The 23,117-nt window shown below is 71.3% G+C and carries 19 protein-coding genes and 1 tRNA gene; 11 read left to right on the top strand and 9 right to left on the bottom strand.

From position 1 onward, the window contains the following. Positions 1-45 precede the first annotated feature (45 nt). From serS to IEZ20_RS10355, 3 genes are all read left to right on the top strand, one after another. Positions 46-1,323, top strand: coding sequence for a serine--tRNA ligase (gene serS / locus IEZ20_RS10365; RefSeq protein WP_189296733.1), 1,278 nt, complete (start codon positions 46-48; stop codon positions 1,321-1,323). Further along, on the top strand, positions 1,320-2,117 hold the full coding sequence (locus IEZ20_RS10360) for an HAD family hydrolase (RefSeq protein ID WP_189296730.1): 798 nt from the start codon (positions 1,320-1,322) through the stop codon (positions 2,115-2,117). The genes serS and IEZ20_RS10360 overlap by 4 nt, the downstream gene beginning before the upstream one ends. Before the next feature lie 68 nt (positions 2,118-2,185). Next, entirely contained in the window at positions 2,186-2,599 is a 414-nt protein-coding gene (locus IEZ20_RS10355) for a hypothetical protein (protein ID WP_189296729.1), read from the top strand. 66 nt (positions 2,600-2,665) lie between these two features. Here the strand turns inward: IEZ20_RS10355 and IEZ20_RS10350 are convergent. The 5 genes from IEZ20_RS10350 to IEZ20_RS10330 form a co-directional block, all read right to left on the bottom strand. Next, positions 2,666-2,752 (bottom strand) — tRNA-Ser (locus IEZ20_RS10350). 279 nt (positions 2,753-3,031) lie between these two features. Then, positions 3,032-3,751 carry an ABC transporter permease subunit gene (locus IEZ20_RS10345; RefSeq protein ID WP_103813629.1) on the bottom strand — a complete coding sequence of 240 codons (720 nt, stop codon included), beginning with the start codon at positions 3,749-3,751 and terminating at the stop codon, positions 3,032-3,034. 10 nt (positions 3,752-3,761) lie between these two features. Further along, the gene (locus IEZ20_RS10340) at positions 3,762-4,673 is read right to left on the bottom strand and encodes an ABC transporter ATP-binding protein (RefSeq protein WP_189296727.1); all 912 of its coding nucleotides are present in this window, start codon (positions 4,671-4,673) and stop codon (positions 3,762-3,764) included. Next, positions 4,670-5,581, bottom strand: coding sequence for an ABC transporter permease subunit (locus IEZ20_RS10335; protein WP_189296725.1), 912 nt, complete (start codon positions 5,579-5,581; stop codon positions 4,670-4,672). Before IEZ20_RS10335 ends, IEZ20_RS10340 begins: the two co-directional genes overlap by 4 nt. After that, positions 5,571-6,536: an ABC transporter ATP-binding protein gene (locus IEZ20_RS10330; RefSeq protein WP_189297040.1), complete on the bottom strand. Its 966-nt coding sequence runs from the start codon at positions 6,534-6,536 to the stop codon at positions 5,571-5,573. The genes IEZ20_RS10335 and IEZ20_RS10330 overlap by 11 nt, the downstream gene beginning before the upstream one ends. A gap of 204 nt (positions 6,537-6,740) precedes the next feature. Here IEZ20_RS10330 and IEZ20_RS10325 point away from each other — a divergent pair, with 204 nt between their 5' ends. From IEZ20_RS10325 to IEZ20_RS10305, 5 genes are all read left to right on the top strand, one after another. After that, on the top strand, positions 6,741-7,583 hold the full coding sequence (locus IEZ20_RS10325) for a M24 family metallopeptidase (RefSeq protein WP_189296723.1): 843 nt from the start codon (positions 6,741-6,743) through the stop codon (positions 7,581-7,583). After that, positions 7,580-9,334 carry an SDR family oxidoreductase gene (locus tag IEZ20_RS10320; RefSeq protein ID WP_189296721.1) on the top strand — a complete coding sequence of 585 codons (1,755 nt, stop codon included), beginning with the start codon at positions 7,580-7,582 and terminating at the stop codon, positions 9,332-9,334. The genes IEZ20_RS10325 and IEZ20_RS10320 overlap by 4 nt, the downstream gene beginning before the upstream one ends. A 110-nt stretch (positions 9,335-9,444) precedes the next feature. Then, a complete protein-coding gene (locus tag IEZ20_RS10315; RefSeq protein WP_189296719.1) occupies positions 9,445-9,993 on the top strand; it encodes an RNA 2'-phosphotransferase in 549 nt (182 codons plus the stop codon). Positions 9,994-10,104: 111 nt separating this feature from the next. Then, positions 10,105-11,007, top strand: coding sequence for an LLM class flavin-dependent oxidoreductase (locus IEZ20_RS10310; protein WP_189296717.1), 903 nt, complete (start codon positions 10,105-10,107; stop codon positions 11,005-11,007). A 115-nt stretch (positions 11,008-11,122) separates the two neighbouring features. Further along, complete coding sequence (locus tag IEZ20_RS10305) at positions 11,123-12,013, top strand: Cof-type HAD-IIB family hydrolase (protein WP_189296715.1); 891 nt, start codon at positions 11,123-11,125, stop codon at positions 12,011-12,013. A gap of 143 nt (positions 12,014-12,156) precedes the next feature. Here the strand turns inward: IEZ20_RS10305 and cydD are convergent, their stop codons facing one another. From cydD to IEZ20_RS10290, 3 genes are all read right to left on the bottom strand, one after another. Continuing rightward, positions 12,157-15,774, bottom strand: coding sequence for a thiol reductant ABC exporter subunit CydD (gene cydD, locus IEZ20_RS10300; protein WP_189296713.1), 3,618 nt, complete (start codon positions 15,772-15,774; stop codon positions 12,157-12,159). Between the two features lie 76 nt (positions 15,775-15,850). Continuing rightward, positions 15,851-16,870, bottom strand: coding sequence for a cytochrome d ubiquinol oxidase subunit II (gene cydB, locus IEZ20_RS10295; protein WP_189296711.1), 1,020 nt, complete (start codon positions 16,868-16,870; stop codon positions 15,851-15,853). A gap of 15 nt (positions 16,871-16,885) precedes the next feature. Further along, a complete protein-coding gene (locus IEZ20_RS10290) occupies positions 16,886-18,394 on the bottom strand; it encodes a cytochrome ubiquinol oxidase subunit I (RefSeq protein WP_189296709.1) in 1,509 nt (502 codons plus the stop codon). Positions 18,395-18,603: 209 nt separating this feature from the next. Between IEZ20_RS10290 and IEZ20_RS10285 the strand changes: the two genes are divergently transcribed. Beyond that, positions 18,604-19,008, top strand: a complete 405-nt coding sequence (locus tag IEZ20_RS10285) for a cyclophilin-like fold protein (RefSeq protein ID WP_189296707.1) — start codon at positions 18,604-18,606, stop codon at positions 19,006-19,008. Positions 19,009-19,021: 13 nt separating this feature from the next. Here the strand turns inward: IEZ20_RS10285 and hisC are convergent, their stop codons facing one another. Next, positions 19,022-20,101 carry a histidinol-phosphate transaminase gene (gene hisC / locus IEZ20_RS10280; RefSeq protein ID WP_189296705.1) on the bottom strand — a complete coding sequence of 360 codons (1,080 nt, stop codon included), beginning with the start codon at positions 20,099-20,101 and terminating at the stop codon, positions 19,022-19,024. A 453-nt stretch (positions 20,102-20,554) separates the two neighbouring features. Between hisC and IEZ20_RS10275 the strand changes: the two genes are divergently transcribed. Together IEZ20_RS10275 and IEZ20_RS10270 are read left to right on the top strand one after the other, a co-directional pair. Continuing rightward, positions 20,555-21,667, top strand: coding sequence for a LacI family DNA-binding transcriptional regulator (locus IEZ20_RS10275; protein WP_189296703.1), 1,113 nt, complete (start codon positions 20,555-20,557; stop codon positions 21,665-21,667). Between the two features lie 343 nt (positions 21,668-22,010). Next, positions 22,011-23,090: a metallophosphoesterase gene (locus IEZ20_RS10270; protein ID WP_189296701.1), complete on the top strand. Its 1,080-nt coding sequence runs from the start codon at positions 22,011-22,013 to the stop codon at positions 23,088-23,090. The last annotated feature ends 27 nt before the right edge of the window (positions 23,091-23,117 follow it).

Raw genomic sequence — 23,117 nt, 5'->3', positions numbered from 1 at the left:
ATAGTGATTCGTGAGCCGCGACCCCGCACCGGTAGCCTTGGTCACGTGATTGACCTTCGCCTGCTCCGTGAGGACCCCGACCGTGTGCGCGCGTCCCAGCGCGCCCGTGGAGAGGACGTCGCGCTCGTCGACGCCCTCCTGTCTGCCGACGAACGGCGCAGGTCCTCCGGCGTCCGCTTCGACGAGCTGCGCGCCGAACAGAAGCAGCTCGGCAAGCAGATCCCCAAGGCCACCGGCGACGAGAAGGCCGAACTGCTCAAGCGCGCCGAGCAGCTGAAGGCCGACGTCAAGGCCGCCGACGCCGAGCGCGACGCGGCCGACGCCGAGACCCAGGAGCTGCTCCTCAAGCTCGGCAACCTCGTCCACCCCGACGTGCCCGTCGGCGGCGAGGAGGACTTCGTCACGCTGGAGACGCACGGCACGATCCGCGACTTCGGGGCGGAGGGCTTCGAGCCCAAGGACCACCTGGAGCTGGGCCAGCTGCTCGGCGCCATCGACGTCGAGCGCGGCGCGAAGGTCTCCGGCTCCCGCTTCTACTTCCTCACCGGTGTCGGCGCCCTGCTGGAGCTGGCCCTGGTGAACGCCGCGATCGCCCAGGCCACCGCCGCCGGCTTCACGCCGATGCTCACCCCGGCCCTGGTCCGCCCGCAGTCCATGGCCGGCACCGGCTTCCTCGGCCAGGCCTCCCAGGACGTCTACCACCTCGACAAGGACGACCTGTACCTGGTCGGCACCTCCGAGGTCCCGCTGGCGGCCTACCACATGGACGAGATCATCGACGCCGACCGGCTGCCGCTGCGGTACGCGGGCTTCTCCCCGTGCTTCCGCCGCGAGGCCGGCTCGCACGGCAAGGACACGCGGGGCATCTTCCGCGTGCACCAGTTCGACAAGGTCGAGATGTTCTCGTACGTCGCCCCCGAGGACTCCCGGGCCGAGCACCAGCGCCTGCTGGAGTGGGAGAAGCAGTGGCTGACCTCGCTGGAGCTGCCGTTCCGCGTCATCGACGTCGCCTCCGGTGACCTCGGCGCCTCGGCCGCCCGCAAGTACGACTGCGAGGCGTGGATCCCGACCCAGGGCAAGTACCGCGAGCTGACCTCGACCTCGGACTGCACCGAGTTCCAGTCCCGCCGGCTGTCCATCCGGGTCCGCGACGGCAAGCAGGTCAAGCCGCTGGCCACGCTCAACGGCACGCTGTGCGCCGTACCGCGCACGATCGTGGCGATCCTGGAGAACCACCAGCAGGCCGACGGCTCCGTCCGGGTCCCCGAGGTGCTGCGCCCGTACCTGGGCGGCCGCGAGGTCCTGGAGCCGGTGTCCCGGTGAGTTTCCCCTACGGGCTCATCGCCACCGACCTCGACGGAACGCTGCTGCGCACCGACGAGTCGATCTCGCGGCGCACCCGTGACGCGCTCGCGGCGGCCACCGCGGCGGGCGCCGCGCACATCGTCGTCACCGGCCGCGCGGTCCCCTGGACCCGGCACATCCTGGACGACCTCGGCTACGACGGCCTCGCCGTCTGCGGCCAGGGCGCCCAGGTCTACGACGCCGGGTCGCACCGCCTGCTGACCTCGGTCACCCTGGACCGGCAGCTGGCGGGCGTGGCCCTGGCCAAGATCGAGGCCGAGGTGGGTCCGCTGTACCTGGCGGCCAGCCGGGACGGCCTCGACGGCGAGGTGCTGGTGGGCCCGGGCTACGCGGTCACCGGCACGCTGCCCGCGACCCCGTTCACGGACGCCTCCGATCTCTGGTCGGCCCCGTTGAACAAGATCTACATCCAGCATCCGACGCTCGGCGACGACGAGCTGGCCGAGGCGGCCCGGCAGACGGCCGGCGGGTTCGTCTCGGTGGCCATGGCGGGCGCGGGCATCGTGGAACTGCTGCCCCTCGGCCTGTCCAAGGCCACGGGTCTGTCGCTGGCCGCCCGCCGGCTGGGTCTGAAGGCCGCCGACACGATCGCCTTCGGCGACATGCCCAACGACATCCCGATGTTCGCCTGGGCGGCCCGGGGAGTGGCCATGGCCAACGCCCACGAGGAGCTGAAGGCCGTGGCCGACGAGGTGACCTCGTCCCATGAGGAGGACGGGATCGCCGTGGTCCTGGAGCGACTCCTCGGCTAGCGGGCCGCCGCGTCCGGGCTTGCTCCCCGGACGAGCGCGGTCCGCGCCGGTTGCTACATTCGGCGGCCATGCGATCACGCGACTACGACCTCGACTTCCGCGACCGCGCGAGCCGGATACGCGCCTGGGGCATCGGCCTGCTCGCCGTGGCGGGGCTGATGTGGGCCTGGTGCGCCGTCCTGCTGCTCACGCCGTACGACGTGGAGCGCAAGCCGGGCGACGAGTACCCCGTCCAGTGCGAGTCCCGCCTCTTCACCGACCGCGGCACCGCCAACGAGGGCCGCTTGCGGGGCGACTACTGCGCCGACGAACGCGACTGGCCCGAGGCCCTGGCCCTCCTCGGCCTCTCGCTCCCGGTCTCCGTGGCCGGTGCGGTCCTCGTCACCACGGGCACGGTCCACCGCACGCTGAGCGCTCACGCGGAGGCCATGAGAGAACTGGACGCCATCGCCGACGCGCGGGGTGTGACCGGGACGGTGTGACCGGGGCGGGTCGGGATGGCCGGGGTGACCACGACAGCCCTGCCGGGTTTCAGGGACAACGTCTCGCGGAGGATGCACGGATCGAACGTGCGCGGGCCTTTCGACCCGACCACGGTTGAGCAAACCGGTGCCTTACCACTCGGCCAATCCTCCGGGTGGGCGGTCCACGCGAGAGCGACATCGCGTGCTCGAAGCGACCGCCCCGGGCAGTTCCCATGGCTCCACGGAGGGGTAGCGGATCACTCCGGAGCCGGCCTCGGACTGCCCTGTCGGGAGCTGGGCGTACTGCCGTGCATGGACATCGCCCACCTCCGCTCCCAGTCGGTGACGCCGGGACGATCCCGGCGGATGGTGCACAACCACTCTGCCCGGCCCCGGAGTTGGGCGCCACCGAATAAAACGAACAGACAGGCGACCGCTACCCGGCGCCCGTCACTCCTCGCCCGCGAGTGTCAGCGACCGCAGCTTCTGCCCCGCGTACCAGGTGGCCAGCACGGTGACCGCGACCAGCAGCACGGTGGCCGTCGGCAGGCCCACCTCGGAGGTCACCAGGTCCCCGCCGGCCATCTTGTGGGCGACGGCCAGCGACCACTGCTGGACGCTCAGCGTGCGTGCCCCCGGCACCAGGGAGCCGAACAGCGCCTCCCAGACCAGCGCGTAGACGAGCCCGAAGACCACCGCGTGCCGGGAGACCGTGCCCAGCAGCAGGAACAGCGCCGAGTAGGCGATGGAGGAGACCAGCGCGGCGACCGTGTAGGCGACGGCGATCTGCTGGCCGTTGCCGTTCAGGATCAGGCCCGCGATCAGGGTCGGCACCGCCGAGAAGACCATGGTGACGGCGATGGCGACGATCAGCTTGGTGAAGATGATCGTGGGCCGTTTGAGCGGCTTGGACAGCAGGTAGACGACGGAGCCGTCGTCGATCTCCGGGCCGATCGCGCCGGTGCCCGCGATGACACCGATGATCGGCACCATGGTGGCGAGCGCGAAGCCGCCGAGGACGTCCGAGGCGGTCTGGTCGTCGGCTCCGGTCAGGGCGCGGACGGCCACGGAGATCACGATGAGCAGCAGCGGCAGCGCGCCGAGGATGAGGGCCCGGCGGCGGCCGAGCAGGGCCCGGTAGGTGAGCCGGGCGACGGTGGGGTCGTACATCTTCGGCCTCCTACGCCGCGACCAGGTACGAGAAGACGGACTCCAGGGACTCGTCGGACGGCGAGACCGTGAGCAGCCGGATGCCGTGGTCCCTGGCGACCTTCGGCAACAGGGCGGTGAAGCGGCCGAAGTCGACGGCCTGGATGCGCAGCGCGCCCTCGGTCACGTCGACCTCGATGCCGGCCGTGGAGGGGTCGGCGATCAGCGCCGCCGCGAGGGCGCGGTCGTCGCTGGAGCGGATCAGGTAGCGGTGCGGGCGGTCGGTCATCAGGCGGCGGATCCGGCGGAAGTCGCCGCTGGCCGCGTGCCGTCCGGCGACGACGACCTCGATGTGCCGGGCGAGCTGCTCGACCTCCTCCAGGATGTGCGAGGAGAACAGCACCGTGCGGCCCTCGTCGCCCATCCTGCGCAGCAGGTCCATCAACTGCATCCGCTGGCGCGGGTCCATGCCGTTGAACGGCTCGTCCAGCAGGAGCAGCGACGGGTCGTGGACCAGGGCGCTCGCCATCTTCACGCGCTGCCGCATGCCCTTGGAGTACGTGGAGATCTTCCGGTCCTGCGCGTACTCCATCTCGACCGTGGCGAGGGCGCGCTGCGCGGCCTTGTCGCCGAGGCCGTGCAGTTCGGCGTTGGCGACGACGAACTCGCGGCCGGTGAGGAAGTCGTACATCGCCTCGCGCTCGGGGACGATGCCGATGTGCCGGTAGATGGCCTCGTTGCGCCACACCGGCTTCCCGTCGAGGGTGACCGTGCCGGTGGAGGGGGCGAGGAAGCCGCCCATCATGTTGATGAGGGTGGACTTCCCGGCGCCGTTGGGGCCGAGCAGGCCGGTGACGCCGGGGCCGATGGTCATGGTGATGTCGTTGACGGCGACCACGTTGCCGAACCAGCGGGAGACGTGGTCGATGCTGAGGGTCGTCACAGTCCCACCTTCTGGTAGCGACGGTTCAGGAGGCCGTAGCAGGCGGCGATCAGGCCGAGGACGATCAGGACGTAGACGGCGCCCTCGCCGTGGGACGGGCCGACTCCGCCGGGGAAGGCCGAGCTGCCGCCGAGGAACGCGGACTGCACGCCGTCGATCAGCGTGATCGGCGAGAACAGACCGATCCACGGGATGGCGCCGGTGCTGTCCTGGGTGTAGGCGATGGCCTGGAGGGTGGAGACCGCGCCGTAGGAGATGGTGAGGACGGCGATCACGGCGGCGATGCCGAAGCCGCGGCGCGGGGTGAACGCGGCGATGACCAGTCCGATACCGGCGAAGAGCAGCGAGAGCAGGGCCACGGAGACCAGTCCCTGGGCGAATTCCTTGGTCTGGTGGGCGAAGCCCATCTTGGACAGCAGCGCGCCCGCGTACATCACGAGCAGCGGGGCGGCGGTGAGGACGAACAGGGCCGAGGCGAGCGCCGCGAACTTGGCGCGGACGTAGTCGGCGGTCTCGATGGGCCGTGAGAAGTACAGCGGTACGGTCTTGAAGCGCAGGTCGCGGGAGACCGCCTGGGGTGCCTGCGAGGCGACGTACAGGCTGATCACGGCCTGCATGATGATCGCGTACCGGGTGTAGGACACGGGCAGTTCGTGGGCCTTCGTGGCCACGGCGACGGCCACCATGATGGCGGCGGGCACGCACATCACCGCGAAGAGCAGCATCGGCAGCACCTTGGACTTCACCGAGCGGCCGAGGCCGTAGGCGCCGCGCAGGGACTGCGAGTACAGGGAGCGGCGGGCATAGGCGCGGCCGAGGCGGGGGCCGTCGTAGCCGCGGTAGCCGATGTCGTGGATGCGGGACTGGTCGGCGCCGGCCATCGCCGGCGTGGGCTGGTCAACCGCCATGGCCGACGGCCTCCTTCCGCTGTTCGTCGCTGCCGGTGAACACCTCGGAGATGTGGTGCCGGCGCTGTTCCATGCGCACCAGGCCGAGGCCGAGGTCGGCGACCACGTCCCGGACGAGGTCGTAGGTCTCCTCGCCCGTGGCGGTCAGCAGCAGGATGTGTCCGGCGCCGGGCAGACCGCCGGCCTCCGCGTGCGTGTCCACCCCGCGCGCGTGGAGCGCGTCGCGGACCGCGCGGGTGCCGTCCGGGTGGGTGTCGCTGTCGGTGACCTCGACGGCGAGGGTCGTCGTGGTCTGGGTGAAGTCGGTGGTGGAGCTGGAGCGCAGGAGCTTGCCGCCGTCGATGACGACGACGTGGTCGCAGGTGCGCTCCAGCTCGCCCAGCAGGTGCGAGGTGACCAGGACCGAGATGCCGAAGTCGGTGTGGATGCGGCGGATCAGGCCGAGCATCTCGTCGCGGCCGACCGGGTCGAGGCCGTTGGTCGGCTCGTCCAGGAAGACCAGCTGGGGGTCGTGCACCAGCGCCTGGGCGAGCTTGACCCGCTGCTTCATACCGGTCGAGTAGCCGCCGATGGGGCGGTAGCGCTCCTCGTACAGCCCGACATGGCGCAGGGTGTCGGCCGTGCGCTCGCGGGCGGCGGCGGGCGGCAGGCCGGACATGCGGGCCATGTGGACGACGAACTCGGTGGCCGAGACGTCCGGCGGCAGGCAGTCGTGCTCCGGCATGTACCCGACGCGCTCGCGGATGGCGGCGCCCTCGGCGGCGACGTCCAGGCCGAGCACCTCGGCGCGGCCCTCCGTGGCGGGGGACAGCCCCAGCAGGATCTTGATCAGGGTGGACTTGCCGGCGCCGTTGGCCCCGACGAGTCCGGTCACACCGGGCCCGATGTCCACGGACAGCCGGTCGAGCGCGGTCACCCGGGGGAACCGCTTGCTCAGGCTTTCGGTCGCGATCACAGTCACGCCTTCGAAGGTAGTGATCCGGACCACGTCCGTCGTCAGACCGGAGAGCCGTCTTCGGATCAGACTCCAGGTGTAGGGGTTCCCTGAGGAACCCCCTCCCTGAGAGGTACGGGCAGGCCTATTGACGCCAGGTCTAACAAATGCGAGATTCGGCGATGTCAAGTTACGAGCACGTACGGCGACGATGGGCGAGGTGGCATGGCGACGACGTCGACCAGGGAGCGCTCGGCGGAGCTGCGGGGATTCCGGACCGTGCAGCGCCTCGCCTACGAGTGCGCGGAGGCGGTCGCGGCCCGCCTGGAGCCCGGCGTGACGGAGCGTGAGGCGGCTCGGATGCAGCGGGAGTGGCTGCGCGAGCGCGGGGTCCGGGACTGGTTCCACCTCCCGTTCGCCTGGTTCGGGGACCGCACCGCGTTCGCCGGCTTCCGCATCCCGCTGCAGTTCTTCCCGACCGACCGCGCCCTGGAGCCCGGGATGCCGTTCATCCTGGACATGGCGCCGGTGTACGAGGGGTGCACGGCCGACATCGGCTACTCGGGCTCGCTGGGCGTGAACCCGGTGCAGGACCGGCTGATGGCCGACCTGGAGGCGCACCGCGAGCTGATCCTGCGCGAGGTCCGCGAGCGGCGCCCGCTGCGGAAGATCTACCAGGACGTGGACCGGCTCATGGTCCGCCAGGGCTACGCCAACCGGCACCGCGCCTACCCCTTCGGGGTGATCGCCCACAAGGTGGACCGAGTGAAGCAGCGCCGCTGGTCACCGCACCTGTTCGGGTTCGGCACGCAGTCCCTGAAGGGGCTGGCCGCCGACGCGCTGCACGGCCACCGCGAGGGCTGGTCGCCGCTGTGGTCGCCGTACCGCTTCTCGGACCATCCGCCGCAGCCGGGCCTGTGGGCGGTCGAACCGCACCTCGGCTTCCGGGGGACGGGCGCGAAGTTCGAGGAGATCCTGGTGGTCACCGACTCCCGGGACCCCGAGGAGAGCGCGTTCTGGCTGGACGACGATCTGCCGCACGTGCGGCGCTGGGCGGAGGAGAAGTGACCTTGAAGGGTGCACGCGAGCGCTGGGTGCGCACGGGCGGGGTCGAACTGTGCGTGGCCGAGCTGGGCGACCCGCAGCAGCCGACGGTGGTGCTGGTGCACGGCTACCCGGACAGCAAGGAGGTCTGGTCCGAGGTGGCCGTCCGGCTCGCCGACCGCTTCCACGTCGTCCTCTACGACGTCCGGGGCCACGGCCGCTCCACGGCACCCCGGCCGCTGCGCGGCGGCTTCACCCTGGCCAAGCTCACGGACGACTTCCTGGCCGTGGCGGACGCGGTCAGCCCGGACCGGCCGGTACACCTCGTCGGGCACGACTGGGGCTCGGTGCAGTCCTGGGAGTTCGTCACCGTGGCCCGCACGGAGGGCCGTATCGCCTCCTTCACCTCGATCTCCGGCCCGTCCCTCGACCACTTCGGGCACTGGATCGACGCGCGCGTGAAGCGTCCGACACCCCGCCGGGTGGGCCAGCTCCTCGGGCAGGGCGCCAAGTCCTGGTACGTCTACCTGCTGCACACCCCGCTCCTGCCCGAGCTGGCCTGGCGCGGGCCGCTCGGCAGGCGCTGGCCGACGATCCTGGAGCGGGCCGAACGGGTCCCGGCCGGCGACTACCCGACCGCCTCGCTCCCCTCCGACGCGGCCCACGGCGCCTGGCTGTACCGGGACAACGTCCGCGCCCGGCTGCGCAGGCCGCGCCCGGACGCGTACGCACACGCGCCCGTGCAGCTCATCACGCCCCAGGGCGACGCGTTCCTCTCCGAGCGGCTCTACGACGACCTGGACCGCTGGGTGCCCCAGCTGACCCGGCGCACCCTCCCGGCGAAGCACTGGGTCCCGCGCACCCGGCCCGACCAGGTCGCCGCCTGGATCGAGGAGTTCGTGACCTCCGTGGCGGGCGGCCGCCCGGAACCGGCCGCCACCGGGCGCCACGCCGAGCGGTTCGGCGGGCAGCTGGTGCTGGTCACCGGCGCGGGCAGCGGCATCGGCCGGGCCACGGCGTTCGCCTTCGCGGAGGCCGGCGCGCGGGTCATCGCCGTCGACCGCGACGCCGAGGCGGCCGCCCGCACCGCCGAGCTGTCCCGGCTGACCGGCGCGGCCGAGGCCTGGGCCGAGCCGGCCGACGTCTCCGACGAGCAGGCCATGGAGAAGCTCGCGGAGAAGGTCCACCGCGAGTACGGCGTACTGGACGTGCTGGTCAACAACGCCGGCATCGGTCTGTCGGGTTCCTTCTTCGCCACGACGACCGACGACTGGCGCACGGTGCTGGACGTCAACCTGTGGGGGGTCATCCACGGCTGCCGGCTCTTCGGGGCGCGCATGGCCGAGCGCGGCCAGGGCGGCCACATCGTCAACATCGCCTCCGCCGCCGCGTACCAGCCCTCGCGCGCGCTGCCCGCGTACAGCACCTCCAAGGCGGCCGTGCTGATGCTCTCCGAGTGCCTGCGCGCCGAACTGGCCGCCCAGGGCATCGGCGTCACGGCCGTCTGTCCGGGGTTCGTCAACACCAACATCACCTCCACGGCCCGCTTCACCGGCGTCGACGAGGCGGAGCAACGCCGCCGCCGGCAGCGCTCCGCCCGCCTGTACGGCCTGCGCAACTTCCCGCCGGAGAAGGTGGCCGACGCCGTCCTGGACGCGGTGGCCCGCAACAGGGCGGTGGTGCCGGTGACTCCGGAGGCGAAGGGCGCGCATCTGCTGTCCCGTCTCGCACCGGGACTGCTCAGGAGGATCGCACGGGTCGAGCCCAGGCTGTGAGTTGTCCACAACTTCGCCAATTCCGCTGTGGATAACCGCACTTGGTTGTGGATCAAACCTCGGGAAGAAAACAACCTGCGTGATCCGTGTCTCTCCCGCACGCTGGACCCATGGACGAACGCCGCACCGTGAAGGTGTCGAAGTACCTCTCCCGACACCTGCGCCACCAGCCCGAGAGGATCGGGCTCGCGCCGGACCCGGGCGGCTGGGTGGAGATCGACACGCTGATCGCCGCGGCCACCGCCCATGGGTTCCGGCTCACGCGCGAGGAACTGGACCACGTGGTCGCCGCGAACGACAAGCAGCGCTTCGCCGTCGAGAACGGCAGGATCCGCGCCAGCCAGGGGCACACCATCGAGGTCGACCTCGGCCTGCCCCCGGCGACCCCGCCGCCGTACCTCTACCACGGCACGGTGGCACGGCACCTGGACGCCATCCGCGCGGAGGGCCTGCGGCCCATGAACCGCCACGACGTCCACCTCTCCGCCGACCGGGAGACCGCCACCCGGGTCGGCGCCCGCCGGGGCCGGCCCGTGGTGCTGTCCGTGGACTCCGGCGCGATGCACCGTGACGGCCACGTCTTCCGCGTCAGCGCCAACGGCGTCTGGCTGACCCCGGCCGTGCCCCCGCGCTACCTGCGCTTTCCCGGGCCGCACTGAGCGGCCCGGGCGGCACCGGACGTTCCGTGCGGCGGGAGCGCTCGGTGCCCGGAGGGGCGCGGACGGTGACCGTTTCGTCCGTTGTCGGCGGAGCCGCTTACGCTCGGATCCATGAGTCTGCGTCTGAGCACCGTGATCCTGCCGTACCGCCGCTGGCACGAGGGCGGCCGTGCTGCCTGGGTGCGCGCCGAGCAGCTCGGCTTCCACACGGCGTACACCTACGACCACCTGTCCTGGCGCAGCTTCCGTGACGGCCCCTGGTTCGGCGCGGTCCCCACACTGACGGCGGCCGCGGCGGCCACCGACCGGCTGCGCCTCGGCACGCTGGTCACCTCCCCGAACTTCCGCCACCCGGTGACCCTCGCCAAGGAACTGATCTCCCTGGACGACATCTCCGGCGGCCGCATCACCCTCGGCATCGGCGCCGGCGGCACCGGTTTCGACGCGACCGCCCTCGGCCAGGAGCCCTGGACCCCGCGCGAGCGCGCCGACCGGTTCGCCGAGTTCGTGCCCCTGCTCGACCGGCTGCTCACCGAGGACGCGGTGTCCCACGAGGGCCGCTTCTACTCGGCCCACGAGGCCCGGAACATACCGGGCTGTGTGCAGCGCCCCCGGCTGCCGTTCGCGGTGGCGGCCACCGGTCCGCGCGGCCTGAAGCTCGCCGCGCGGTACGGGCAGGCCTGGGTGACCACCGGCGACCCGAAGCTCTACGAGACCGGCACGCCCGAGCAGTCCGTCGCGGCCCTGCGCGGGCAGTTCGGCAAGCTGTCCGAGGCGTGCGAGGCCGCCGGGCGGGACGTGGCCGAGCTGGACAAGATCCTGCTCACCGGCTTCACCCCGGACCGCGGCCGGCCGCTCGCCTCCCTGGACGCCTTCGTGGACTTCGCCGGACGGCACCGGGAGCTGGGCTTCACCGAGATCGTGATCCACTGGCCCATCCCGGACTCCGACTTCGCCGCGGACGAGAAGGTCTTCGAGCGGATCGCCATGGAGGCCCTCGCCCAGCTGGACTGACCGTCCCGAACACCAGCGGTCTACGGCCGGCGCGGGGCGTCGGCGTCGGTCGGCGCGGGGCGTCGGCGTCATCTGCGTCTCATCCGTGCGGAGTCCCGCACGGCCGTGCGGGCATATGCGCGAGAATGACCGGGTGACCTCAGCGACCAGACAGCCCGGGACCCCTGCCGCCGCCACACCCGCGCGGCTGATCGCCACCGACCTCGACGGAACTCTCCTGCGCGACGACAAGTCGGTCTCCCCACGGACCGTCGCCGCCCTGGCCGCCGCCGAGGAGGCCGGGATCGAGGTCTTCTTCGTCACCGGCCGGCCGGCCCGCTGGATGGACGTGGTCAGCGACCACGTCCACGGCCACGGCCTGGCGATCTGCGGCAACGGCGCCGCCGTGGTCGACCTGCACGGCGGTCCGGGCGCCCACCGGTTCGTCAAGGTCCGCGACCTGGCCCGGGAGAACGCGCTGAACGCCGTACGGCTGCTGCGCGAAGCGGTCCCCGGCACGGTGTACGCGGTCGAGCAGACGTACGGCTTCCACCAGGAGCCGGAGTATCCCAAGCTGCACATGGAGATACCCGACCACCTCCTGCCCGCCGAGGAACTGCTCGCGCCCGACGGCCCGGACGCCGACCAGCCCGTGCTGAAGATCCTCGCCTACCACCCCTCCCTCGACCCCGACGCCTTCCTCGCCCTCGCCCGGCTGGCCGTCGGCGAGCACGCCAACGTCACCCGCTCCAGCCCCAGCGCCCTGCTGGAACTCAGCGGCCCCGGCGTCTCCAAGGCCAGCACCCTGGCCCTGTGCTGCGCCGAGCGCGGCATCTCGAACGAGGAGGTCGTGGCCTTCGGGGACATGCCCAACGACGTCGAGATGCTGACCTGGGCCGGCCGGTCCTACGCGATGGGCAACGCCCACCCGGACGTCGTCGCCGCCGCCTCGGGCCGCACGGTCGCCAACAACGACGACGGCGTCGCGGTGGTGATCGAGCACCTGCTCGCCCAGCGCGCGGGGTAGCACCGCCATCCGGCCCGGCGGGAGTCCCGCACGGCGTCAGTCGCACACGACGGGACTCGCACACGGTCGCGCACGGTCGCGCACCGCGGGCGCCTCGCGCACTTCAGGCACCGCGCACGGCGGGCGGCGGGCGGCGGGCGGCTTCAGCCGACCGCCACCGGCGCCTCCTTGTCCGCCTCGGCCTCCCGGCGGGCCATCTCCCGCAACGGCCCGTCCTCGGCGATCAGCCGCTCGTACGGCCCCCGCTGGACCACCCGGCCCGCGTCGAGGACGACGACCTCGTCCACCGCGTCCAGCCCCGCCATCCGGTGCGTGATCAGCAGCGTCGTACGGCCCTGAGTGGCGGCCAGCAGATCGGCCGTCAGCGCGTCGGCCGTCGCCAGGTCCAGGTGCTCGGCGGGCTCGTCCAGAACCAGTACGGGGAAACCGGCCAGCAGGGCGCGGGCCAGCGCCAGCCGCTGCCGCTGCCCGCCGGACAGCCGCGCCCCGTGCTCGCCGACGAGCGTGTCCAGGCCGTCGGGCAGCGAGTCCACCCAGTCCAGCAGCCGCGCCTCGGCCAGCGCACCACGCAACTCCGCCTCGGTGGCGTCCTTCCTGGCCAGCAGCAGGTTCTCGCGCACCGAGCTGTCGAAGAGATGCGCGTCCTGAGCGCACAGCCCGACCGACCGCCGTACGTCGTCACCGGCCAGCGCGCCCGCGGCCACACCGGCGAGCGTGTACGAGCCCGCCTCCGCGTCGAGGAACCGCAACAGCACCTGCGCGAGGGTCGTCTTACCGGAACCGGACGCCCCCACCACCGCGACCCGGCGGCCCCGCTCCAGCGTCAGGTCCACACCGGCGAGCGCGTCCTGCCGCTGCCCCGGGTACCGCGCCACCAGGTCCCTGACGACCAACGGGAACGGCGAGGCGGGCGCCTTACGGGGCGAGGCCGACTCGCGTACGGGCTCCGGGGCGTCCAGGACCTCGTACACGCGCTCCGCGCTACGCCGCACCCGCTGCCGGTACCGCACGGCGAGCGGCAGCCCCAGTACGGCCTCGAAAGCGGCCAGCGGGGTGAGGACGACCACGGCCATCGCCACGCCGCCCAGCCGGCCGGCCGCCACCGCCTGGGCGCCGCACGCCGCGGTGGCCGTGACGGTCAGCCCGGAGATCAGCGCGGTCAGCCCGTCACCGAGCCCGGTGACGGCGGCGGCCCGTGCGGCGATCCGGGTGAGGGTGCCGTCGGCCCGCCTGGCCGCGTCCGTACGGGCCGGCAGCGCACCGGCGACGGTCAGCTCGGCGGTGCCGGTGAGCAGGTCGGTCACCCGGGTCGCGAGCACTCCCCGGGCGGGCGCCAGCCGCCGCTCGGTCCGCCGGGCCACGGCCGCGGTCAGCGCGGGGACACCGATGCCGGCCGCGAGCAGGCCCACCGCGAGGGCGGCGCCTGCCCCGGGCAGCAGCCAGGCCGTGAAGCCGACGGAGGCGACGGAGACGGTGAGGGCGACACCGGCGGGCAGCAGCCAGCGCAGCCAGTAGTCCTGGAACGCGTCCACGTCCGCGACCAGCCGGGTCAGCAGATCACCGCGCCGGGCGTCGCGCAGCCCCGCGGGAGCCAGACGCTCCAAGCGCCGGTACACCGCCACCCGTGTGTCGGCCAGCATGCGCAGCACAGCGTCGTGCGACACCAGCCGCTCGGCATACCGGAACACGGCGCGCCCGATCCCGAAGGCCCGGGTCGCGGTCACGGCGACCATCAGGTACAGCACCGGCGGCTGCTGCGAGGCGCGCGAGATGAGCCACCCGGAGGTCGCCATCAACCCGACAGCACAGCCGAGCGCCAGACTCCCGAGCCCCAAGGCCCCGCCAAGCCGCCCCCACCATCGCCCACCGTCCCCCCGAACCCGGCCCAACACACCCCGCCCGGCCCACAGCTCCCCCCGCCCCGGCCCCTCTTCCACCCCACCGAGCCGGGCCCCCGCCGACTCGCCATCCTCCGCACCGCGCCGCGCCCCCGTCGGCTCGCCTTCCAGCCGACCGAGTCCGGTGGCGGATGGGCGAGGTCGGGGGTCCAGGGGGCGGAGCCCCCTGGGCGGCCCACTGCACACCGGGCGCCCCACCAACTCGGTCCCACCCGACTCGGTGTCGCCCAACTCGGCCCCTCCGAGCCGTACCACCCTGTCCGCCACCCCCAGCAACGCCGGCCGATGCACCACGAGCACCACGGTCCGCCCCACCACAAGCCTCCGCACCGCAGCCACGACGTCCCCCTCCGTCGCCCCGTCCAACGCAGCCGTCGGCTCATCCAGCACCAGCACAGGCCGGTCCGCGAGAAACGCCCGAGCCAACGCCAGCCGCTGCCGCTGCCCCGCCGACAGCCCCGCCCCGTCCTCCCCGAGCACGGTGTCGACACCTTCCGGCAACGCCTCCACGAACTCCCACGCCCCGGCGTCCCGCAGAGCCCGGCGTACCGCATCGTCGTCGGCCTCCGGCCGGGCCAGCCGCACGTTCTCGGCAATCGTCCCGGCGTACAGATGCGGCCTCTGCGGCACCCACGCGATCCGCGACCGCCACTCCTCCAGATCGAGCCCGGCGAGATCGGCACCCCCGATCCGCACCCGCCCCTCACTGGGCCGGACGAACCCCAGCAGCACGCCGAGCAGGGTCGACTTGCCCGCCCCGCTCGGCCCCACCAGCGCCACGGTCTCCCCGGGCTCCACGGTGAACGACACACCCGACACCGCATCCGAAGAGCGCCCCGGATACCGGACACCGACCCCCTCGAACGCCACAGCCCCCGTCGGAACGGCACCGCTCCCCGACACCGGTACCGGCGTCTCCAGCACGGTGAAGATCTCCTCCGCCGCCGCCAGCCCCTCCGCCGCCGCGTGGTACTGCGCCCCCACCTGCCGCAACGGCAGATACGCCTCGGGCGCCAGCACGAGGATCACCAAGCCGGTGTACAGGTCCATCTCCCCGTGCACGAGCCGCATCCCGATCGTCACGGCGACCAACGCCACGGACAGCGTGGCCAGCAGCTCCAGCGCGAAGGAGGAGAGAAAGGCGATCCGCAGCGTCCGCAGAGTGGCCTGCCGGTACTCGCCGGTGATCCGCCGGATGGACGCGGCCTGCGCCTTGGCCCGGCCGAACACCTTCAGCGTGGGCAACCCCGCGACCACGTCCAGGAAGTGCCCCGACAGCCGCGACAGCAGCCGCCACTGACGGTCCATCCGGGACTGGGTCGCCCACCCGATCAGCATCATGAAGAGCGGAATCAGCGGCAGCGTGCCGACGATGATCGCCGCCGACACCCAGTCCTCGGTGACGATCCGCGCCAGCACCGCCACCGGCACGACCATGGCAAGACCCAACTGCGGCAGATAGCGCGAGAAGTAGTCGTCCAGGGCGTCGACCCCGCGCGTGGCCAGGGTGACCAGCGAGCCGGTCCGCTGCCCGCTCAGCCACCCCGGACCGAGCGCCCCCGCCCGGTCGAGGAGCCGCCCGCGCAGTTCCGACTTAACCGCCGCACTCGCGCGATGGGCCGCGAGTTCGGTGAGCCACGCGACTACGGACCGCCCCACCGCCACGCCGGCCAACAGCAGCAGAGGCATGCGCAGTTCACCGGCGGACTGCCCGTGCTGGAAGGCTCCGACAACGACCTCGGCGACGAGCATCGCCTGAGCGATGACCAGCCCCGCACCGACAGCACCCAGCCCGACGACCGCCCCAAGGAAGAGGCGGGTGGCGCGGGCGTACCGCAGAAGCCGTGGATCGATTGGTTTCACGTGAAACACGCCCTTCGGTCAAACATGCCCTTGGGCCCGGAGGGTGCGTTTCACGTGAAACACACCCTCCGCGGACTCAGTGCGCGGCGCCGGCAGCAGCGTCAGGAGCGAGGTGTTGCGTGCCGATGCGCTTGCGGAACACCCAGTAGGTCCAGCCCTGGTAGAGCAGGACGAGCGGTGTGGCGATCGCCGCCAACCACGTCATGATCTTCAGGGTGTACGGACTCGACGAGGCGTTGGTGACCGTCAGGCTCCAGTCCCCGTTCAGGGTGGACGGCATGACGTTCGGGAAGAGCGACAGGAAGAGCATCGCGACGGCGGCCACGATGGTGAGCCCGGACAGCGCGAACGCCCAGCCCTCGCGCCCGACCTGGTTGGCCACGAGAGCGGCCACCAGGGCGACGACGGCCACGATCAAGGCGGCCAGGCTCTTGCCGTCACCGCTGTCGGCCTGCGTCCACAGCAGGAAGGCGAGCGCCACGACGGCCGTGACCAGGCCGACCCACCGGGCCAGCTTCCGTGCCCGTATCCGGATGTCCCCGACGGTCTTGAGCGCGGTGAACACCGCACCGTGGAAGGTGAACAGCGTGAGCGTCACCAGACCGCCGAGCAGGGCGTAGGGGTTGAAGAGGTCTCCGACGCCGCCGACGTACTCGAAGTGCTGGTCGATCTTCACTCCCCGCACGATGTTCCCGAAGGCCACACCCCACAGGAACGCCGGGAGCAGCGAGGTCCAGAAGATCGCCGTCTCCCAGTTGCGCTGCCAGGCCTCCTCGGGCCGCTTGGCCCGGTACTCGAAGGCGACGCCCCGGATGATCAGGCAGACCAGGACGACCAGCAGGGGCAGGTAGAAGCCGGAGAAGAGGGTGGCGTACCACTCCGGGAACGCGGCGAAGGTCGCGCCGCCCGCAGTGAGCAGCCACACCTCGTTGCCGTCCCAGACCGGGCCGATGGTGTTGATCAGCACCCGGCGCTCGGGCCGGTCGCGGGCCAGCAGCTTGGTGAGGATGCCGACCCCGAAGTCGAAGCCCTCCAGGAAGAAGTAGCCGGTCCACAGGACGGCGATCAGGACGAACCAGACGTCGTGAAGTTCCATGGCTGTTCCCTCGGCCTAGTAGGAGAAGGCCATCGGCTTGTCGGCGTCACGGGTGTCGCCGCCGATCTTCGTGGGCGGGTTGAGGTCGGCCTCGGTCAGCTCGGGCGGGCCGGCCTTGACGTACTTCACGAGCAGCTTGACCTCGACCACGGCGAGGACCGCGTACAGCGCGGTGAAGACGGCCATCGAGGTGAGCACCTCGCCCTGGGAGACACCGGGGGAGACCGCGTCCCGGGTCTGCAGCACGCCGTAGACGACCCATGGCTGGCGGCCCATCTCGGTGAAGATCCAGCCCCAGGAGTTGGCGATCAACGGGAAGGCCAGGGTCCAGGTGGCGATGCGCCAGTACCAGGGGGTGAGCTGCGGGCTGAGTGCCTTGTTCTTGAACAGCACCAGGCGCGGCACCTCGTCGTCGCCGACCCTCAGGTGCTGCGGCAGCATGAACTTCTTCCGGGTCAGCCAGAGGCCGGCCAGCCCGATGGCGAAGGAGGCCATACCGAAGCCGATCATCCAGCGGAAGCCCCAGAAGGTGACCGGGATGTTGGGCCGGTAGTCTCCGGGCCCGAACTTCTCCTGCTCGGCCTTGTTCACGTCGTTGATGCCCGGCACGTACGAGGTGAAGCTGTCGTCGGCGAGGAAGGACAGCAGACCCGGTATCTCGACGGCCACGGTGTTGTGGCCCTTCTCCACGTCGCCGTAGGCGAAGATCGAGAACGGGGCCGGCTTCTGGCCGTCCCACAGTGCCTCGGCAGCGGCCATCTTCATCGGCTGCTGCTTGAACATCACCTTGCCGAGCACGTCACCGCTGACCGCGGTGAGCAGGCCGGCGATGACCACGGTGACCAGACCGAGCCGCAGCGAGGTCTTCATCTCACGGATGTGCTTCTTGCGGGCCAGGTGGTAGGCGGCGATGCCCACCATGAACGCGCCGCCGGTCAGGAAGGCCGCGGAGAGGGTGTGGAAGGCCTGGGTCAGAGCGGTGTTCTGGGTCAGTACGGCCCAGAAGTCGGTCAGCTCGGCCCGCCCCTTCGCCTTGTCGATCCGGTAGCCGACCGGGTGCTGCATCCAGGAGTTGGCCGCGAGGATGAAGTACGCCGACAGGATCGTGCCGATCGAGACCATCCAGATGCAGGCCAGATGGATCTTCTTGGGCAGCTTGTCCCAGCCGAAGATCCACAGACCGATGAAGGTGGACTCGAAGAAGAACGCGATCAGCGCCTCGAAGGCCAGGGGGGCGCCGAAGATGTCCCCGACGAAGCGCGAGTAGTCCGACCAGTTCATGCCGAACTGGAACTCCTGCACGATGCCGGTGACCACGCCCATCGCGATGTTGATCAGGAAGAGCTTGCCCCAGAACTTCGTCGCCCTGAGGTACTTCTCCTTCTCCGTGCGCACCCAGGCCGTCTGCAGCCCGGCCGTGAGAGCGGCCAGGGAGATCGTCAGAGGGACGAACAGGAAGTGGTAGACGGTGGTGATGCCGAACTGCCAGCGCGCCAGTGTCTCCGGCGCCAAAGCCAGGTCCACGTCGTCACTCTCCTTACTACGCCGTGGTACAGCGGCGGTTTGCCCCCTTTGTTGCACGCATACAGGAGCAAACGGGACGCGCTTGTGAACGCGTTCACATTCACAAGCCATTATGACGCACTGATTTTCGGCCGTGGAAGGGGGGTCCCCCCTTCGCCTCTCCGTCAAGACCTTGGCAGCGACTTCAACATCTTGTTGAATTGCGCGCCATGCAGATACGCATCTCCTGGCCCGCGGGCAACATCACCGCGAGCCTCGACCCAAGCACCCCGACGACTCAGGCCCTCGCCAAGGCGCTGCCCCTCGCTTCGACCGCGCAGACATGGGGCGAGGAGGTGTATTTCGACACAGGCATCTCTGTTTCACGTGAAACGGACGCCCGGCAGGTGGTGGAACCGGGGACGGTGGCCTTCTGGACGGACGGCGACGCGCTCGCCCTGCCCTATGGCCCGACACCGATCTCGCAAGGCTGGGGGTCCCCCCGAACGGAGTTCGAGGGGCAGTGCCGCCTCGCGAGCCCGTGCAACATCCTCGGCAGCGTGGACGGGGACGCCCGCCTCCTGGCGACCGTGCGGGCCGGCGACCCCATCCGGGTGGAACTGATCGAGGAGTAGAGCCACCTCTGCGCTAGATCTCCTTGCGGAAGGCCTCCGCCACCTTCAGGAAGATGTCGTTCGCCTCGGTCTCGCCGACCGTCACCCGCACACCCTCGCCAGGGAACGGCCGGACCACCACACCGTGCTCCTCACAGGCCTGTGCGAACGGGACCGTACGCTCCCCCAGTCGCAGCCACACGAAGTTGGCCTGCGTCTCCGGCACCGTCCAGCCCTGGGCCCGCAGCGCGTCGACCACGCGCGTCCGCTCGCACACCAGCGAGCCGACCCGGCCCAGCAGCTCGTCCTCGGCACGCAGCGAGGCGACCGCCGCTTCCTGCGCGAGCTGGCTCACCCCGAACGGCACCGCCGTCTTGCGCAGCGCCGCCGCCACCGGCTCGTGGGCGATCGCGAAACCGACACGCAGCCCGGCCAGCCCGTACGCCTTGGAGAAGGTCCGCAGCACACAGACGTTGGGCCGCTGGCGGTACAGCTCGACACCGTCGGGCACCTCGGGGTCGCGGATGAACTCCCGGTAGGCCTCGTCCAGCACCACCAGCACATTGCCGGGCACCCGGTCGAGGAACCGTTCCAGCTCGGCCCGCCGTACCACCGTGCCGGTCGGGTTGTTGGGGTTGCACACGAAGATCAGCCGCGTCCGGTCGGTGATCGCTTCGGCCATCGCGTCCAGGTCGTGCACGTCCCCCGGCGTCAGCGGCACGCGCACCGACGTGGCGCCGCTGATCTGCGTGATAATCGGGTACGCCTCGAACGACCGCCAGGCGTAGATCACCTCGTCGCCGGGGCCGCTGGTGGCCTGGATCAGCTGCTGGGCGACACCCACGGAGCCGGTGCCGGTGGCCAGGTGGGAGAGCGGCACACCGAAGCGCTCGGACAGCTCGTTCATCAGCCCGGTGCAGGCCATGTCCGGGTAGCGGTTGAAGTCGCAGGCCGCCGCGGTCACGCTCTCCAGCACGCCGGGCAGCGGCGGGTACGGGTTCTCGTTGGAGGACAGCTTGTAGGCGACCGGTCCGCCGGCCGCCGCCGGCTTGCCCGGCTTGTAGGTGGGGATCCCCTCCAGCTCGGCGCGCAGCTTGGGGCTCGTCTCGCTCACCGCAGTCCTCCTCGCGACCACCGGCGGCCCGTCGACACCACCGGCTTCCAATACTCCTCACCTTAAGAGGATTCGGCCCCGCTGCGTACAGATGCGGAGCGCCTGAAAGCGCGGACGCCGTCTTGGGGAGCGGTGGGTCTCACGACGCCCACCGGCATCAGGGGCATCACCGCACGAAGGCGTACGTTTCGGGGGGCGCGCCGTACATATATCTATGCGCCGGTGGCTTGCGCCGTGGCGCGCGTCCCTCGTGAAGGTGAGTTGAGACCTCTTCGAGACATCGGGCGCATGGCAGGCCCATCCGCGTCGACAGGTCACGTCTTACTATTGGATCACTCAACTGCCTTGCTTTCCAAGGCAGTTGACTACCTATGCCCATGCAGAAACGTGCCTGTCAACGCGTGCATATGCGTCCGCACTACCCCACCCCATGAGCCCTACTATCGGCTCGCCATGACAGCAGCAGGGAAGCACCAGGTGAGCCGCGCGGAAACCTCACGGCGAGGCAGCCGGCCGGGCCGGGCGGGCATCAGAGACGTAGCCGCCGCCGCCGGGGTCTCCATCACGACCGTGTCCGACGCCCTGAACGGCAAGGGCCGGCTCCCGGATGCCACCCGGCGCCATGTCCGCGAGGTCGCCGACCGGCTCGGATACCGCCCCTCGGCCGCCGCCCGCACCCTCCGTACCGGCAAGTCGGGCCTGATCGGCCTGACCGTGACGACGTACGGGGATGAACCTTTCACCTTCACGGAGTTCGCGTACTTCGCCGAGATGGCCCGGGCCGCCACCTCCGCCGCGCTCGCCCGCGGCTACGCCCTGGTCATCCTGCCCGCGACCTCCCGCCATGACGTCTGGTCCAACGTCGCCCTGGACGGCACGGTCGTCATCGACCCCTCCGACCAGGACCCGGTCGTCAGCGAGCTGGTCCGGCAGGGACTTCCGGTCGTCTCCGACGGCCGCCCGGCCGGCTCGCTCCCGGTCACCGCCTGGGTCGACAACGACCACGAGGCCGCCGTACTCGGCATCCTCGACCATCTCGCCGACGCCGGCGCCCGCCGCATCGGCCTGCTCACCGGCACCTCCACGGACACCTACACCCACCTGTCGACCACCGCCTACCTGCGCTGGTGCGAACGGGTCGGCCAGGATCCGGTCTACGAGGCCTACCCGGCGCACGACCCGTGTGCCGGCGCCGTCGCCGCCGACCGGCTGCTCGCCCGCCCCGACCGCCCCGACGCGGTCTACGGCCTGTTCGACCCCAACGGCACCGACCTGCTCGCCGCCGCCCGGCGCTACGGTCTGCGCGTCCCCGACGACCTGCTGCTGGTCTGCTGCAGCGAGTCCACCATGTACGCCAGCACCGAGCCGCCCATCACCACACTGTCCCTGAAGCCACGCCGTATCGGCACCGCGGTCGTCCAGCTCCTCATCGACGCCATCGAGGGCGTCGAGTCCGACCACCCGGTCGAGCAGGTGATACCGACCGAGCTGATCGTGCGCACCTCCTCACAGCGGCGGCCCCCGCGCACGACGGTCAGCCCGCCGCGGACACCGGACGACAAGTAGCGCGGTCCCCCGCGCCGGCCGGCTCAGGGCCCGGCCCGGCCGGTGCGGTGCGGCACCGGCCGGTGCGCCACGGGGAGGACCCGGGGCCCGGGGCGGCCCCGGCCGGTCGGGCAACGGCGGGCCGGGAAACCGGTCGGCCGAGGCCCCGATCGGCCGCCAGCCAGTCGAACATCTGCCCAAACGGGGCGAAAGCCGCGGGGAACCGGAGTCTTGTTCCGATTCACCACCCCTGGGTCATCACACGGCGCGACGCGCATTCCTATGATGGGCCCACGACACCGCGGACCGCTGCGACCAGGCAGTCCGAAGCGGTGCAGATGCGGCGCGATGGTGGAGGGGTCTGATGACTCAGGGGGCCGGTCAGGGACCCGAGGCGGAGCGGACGGCGACTCTGCGCGACTTCCGGGTACCCGCGTACGTCCATGAGACCGGTCCGTACATCCGCAGCATCCACCCCGGCGACGTCGTACCGCCCTCCGACGAGGCGTACCCGGAGGGCTACACCCCCACCCAGCGCGACCTGCCCGTCATCAACCGCGGTGACACCCTCCAGGTCCCCGTCGAGCCCGCCCCGGCCGCCCCGGCCCCGCAGCCCACGGCCGGTCCCGGCCCCCTCTACGTCGTCGGTGACGTGCACGGCTACCTCGACGAGCTGGTCGCCGCCCTGCAGGAGCAGGGGCTGATCGACGCCTCGGGCCAGTGGTGCGCCGGCACCACCCGGCTGTGGTTCCTCGGTGACTTCACCGACCGCGGCCCGGACGGCATCGGCGTCATCGACCTGGTCATGCGGCTGTCCGCCGAGGCCGCCGCGGCCGGCGGCTACTGCAAGGCCCTCATGGGCAACCACGAGCTGCTGCTCCTCGGCGCCAAGCGGTTCGGCGACACGCCCGTCAACTCCGGCGCGGGCACCGCCACCTTCCAGGCGGCCTGGCTGCTCAACGGCGGGCAGAAGACCGACATGGACCGCCTCCAGGACCACCACCTGCAGTGGATGGCCCGGCTCGACGCCGTCGAGGAGGTCGACGGCTATCTGCTCGTCCACTCCGACACCACCGCCTACCTCGACTACGGCGACTCCATCGAGGCGGTCAACGACACCGTCCGGGAGACCCTGACGCGCAACGACGCCGACGAGGTCTGGGACCTGTTCCGCAAGTTCACCAAGCGCTTCTCCTTCCGCGACGAGGGCGGCGCCGATGCCGTGCGCTCCCTCCTCGATACGTACGGCGGCACCCGGGTCGTTCACGGGCACAGCCCCATTCCCTACCTCCTCGGCGAGGTCGGCTCCGAGGACGGCGAGGAGAGCACCGGCCCGGTCGTCGAGGGACCGCACGTCTACGCCGACGGACTCGCCATCGCCATGGACGGCGGAGTGACCATGGCCGGAAAGCTGCTGGTCCAGCAACTTCCCCTGAACACCTGACCGTTCGTCCGGCAGGCGTTCCTCCAC

This window comes from Streptomyces cinerochromogenes, from assembly GCF_014648635.1.
Taxonomy (GTDB): domain Bacteria; phylum Actinomycetota; class Actinomycetes; order Streptomycetales; family Streptomycetaceae; genus Streptomyces; species Streptomyces cinerochromogenes.
The sequence above is the reverse complement of the archived record's forward strand: the minus strand, read 5'-3'. Positions and strand labels throughout refer to the sequence as shown.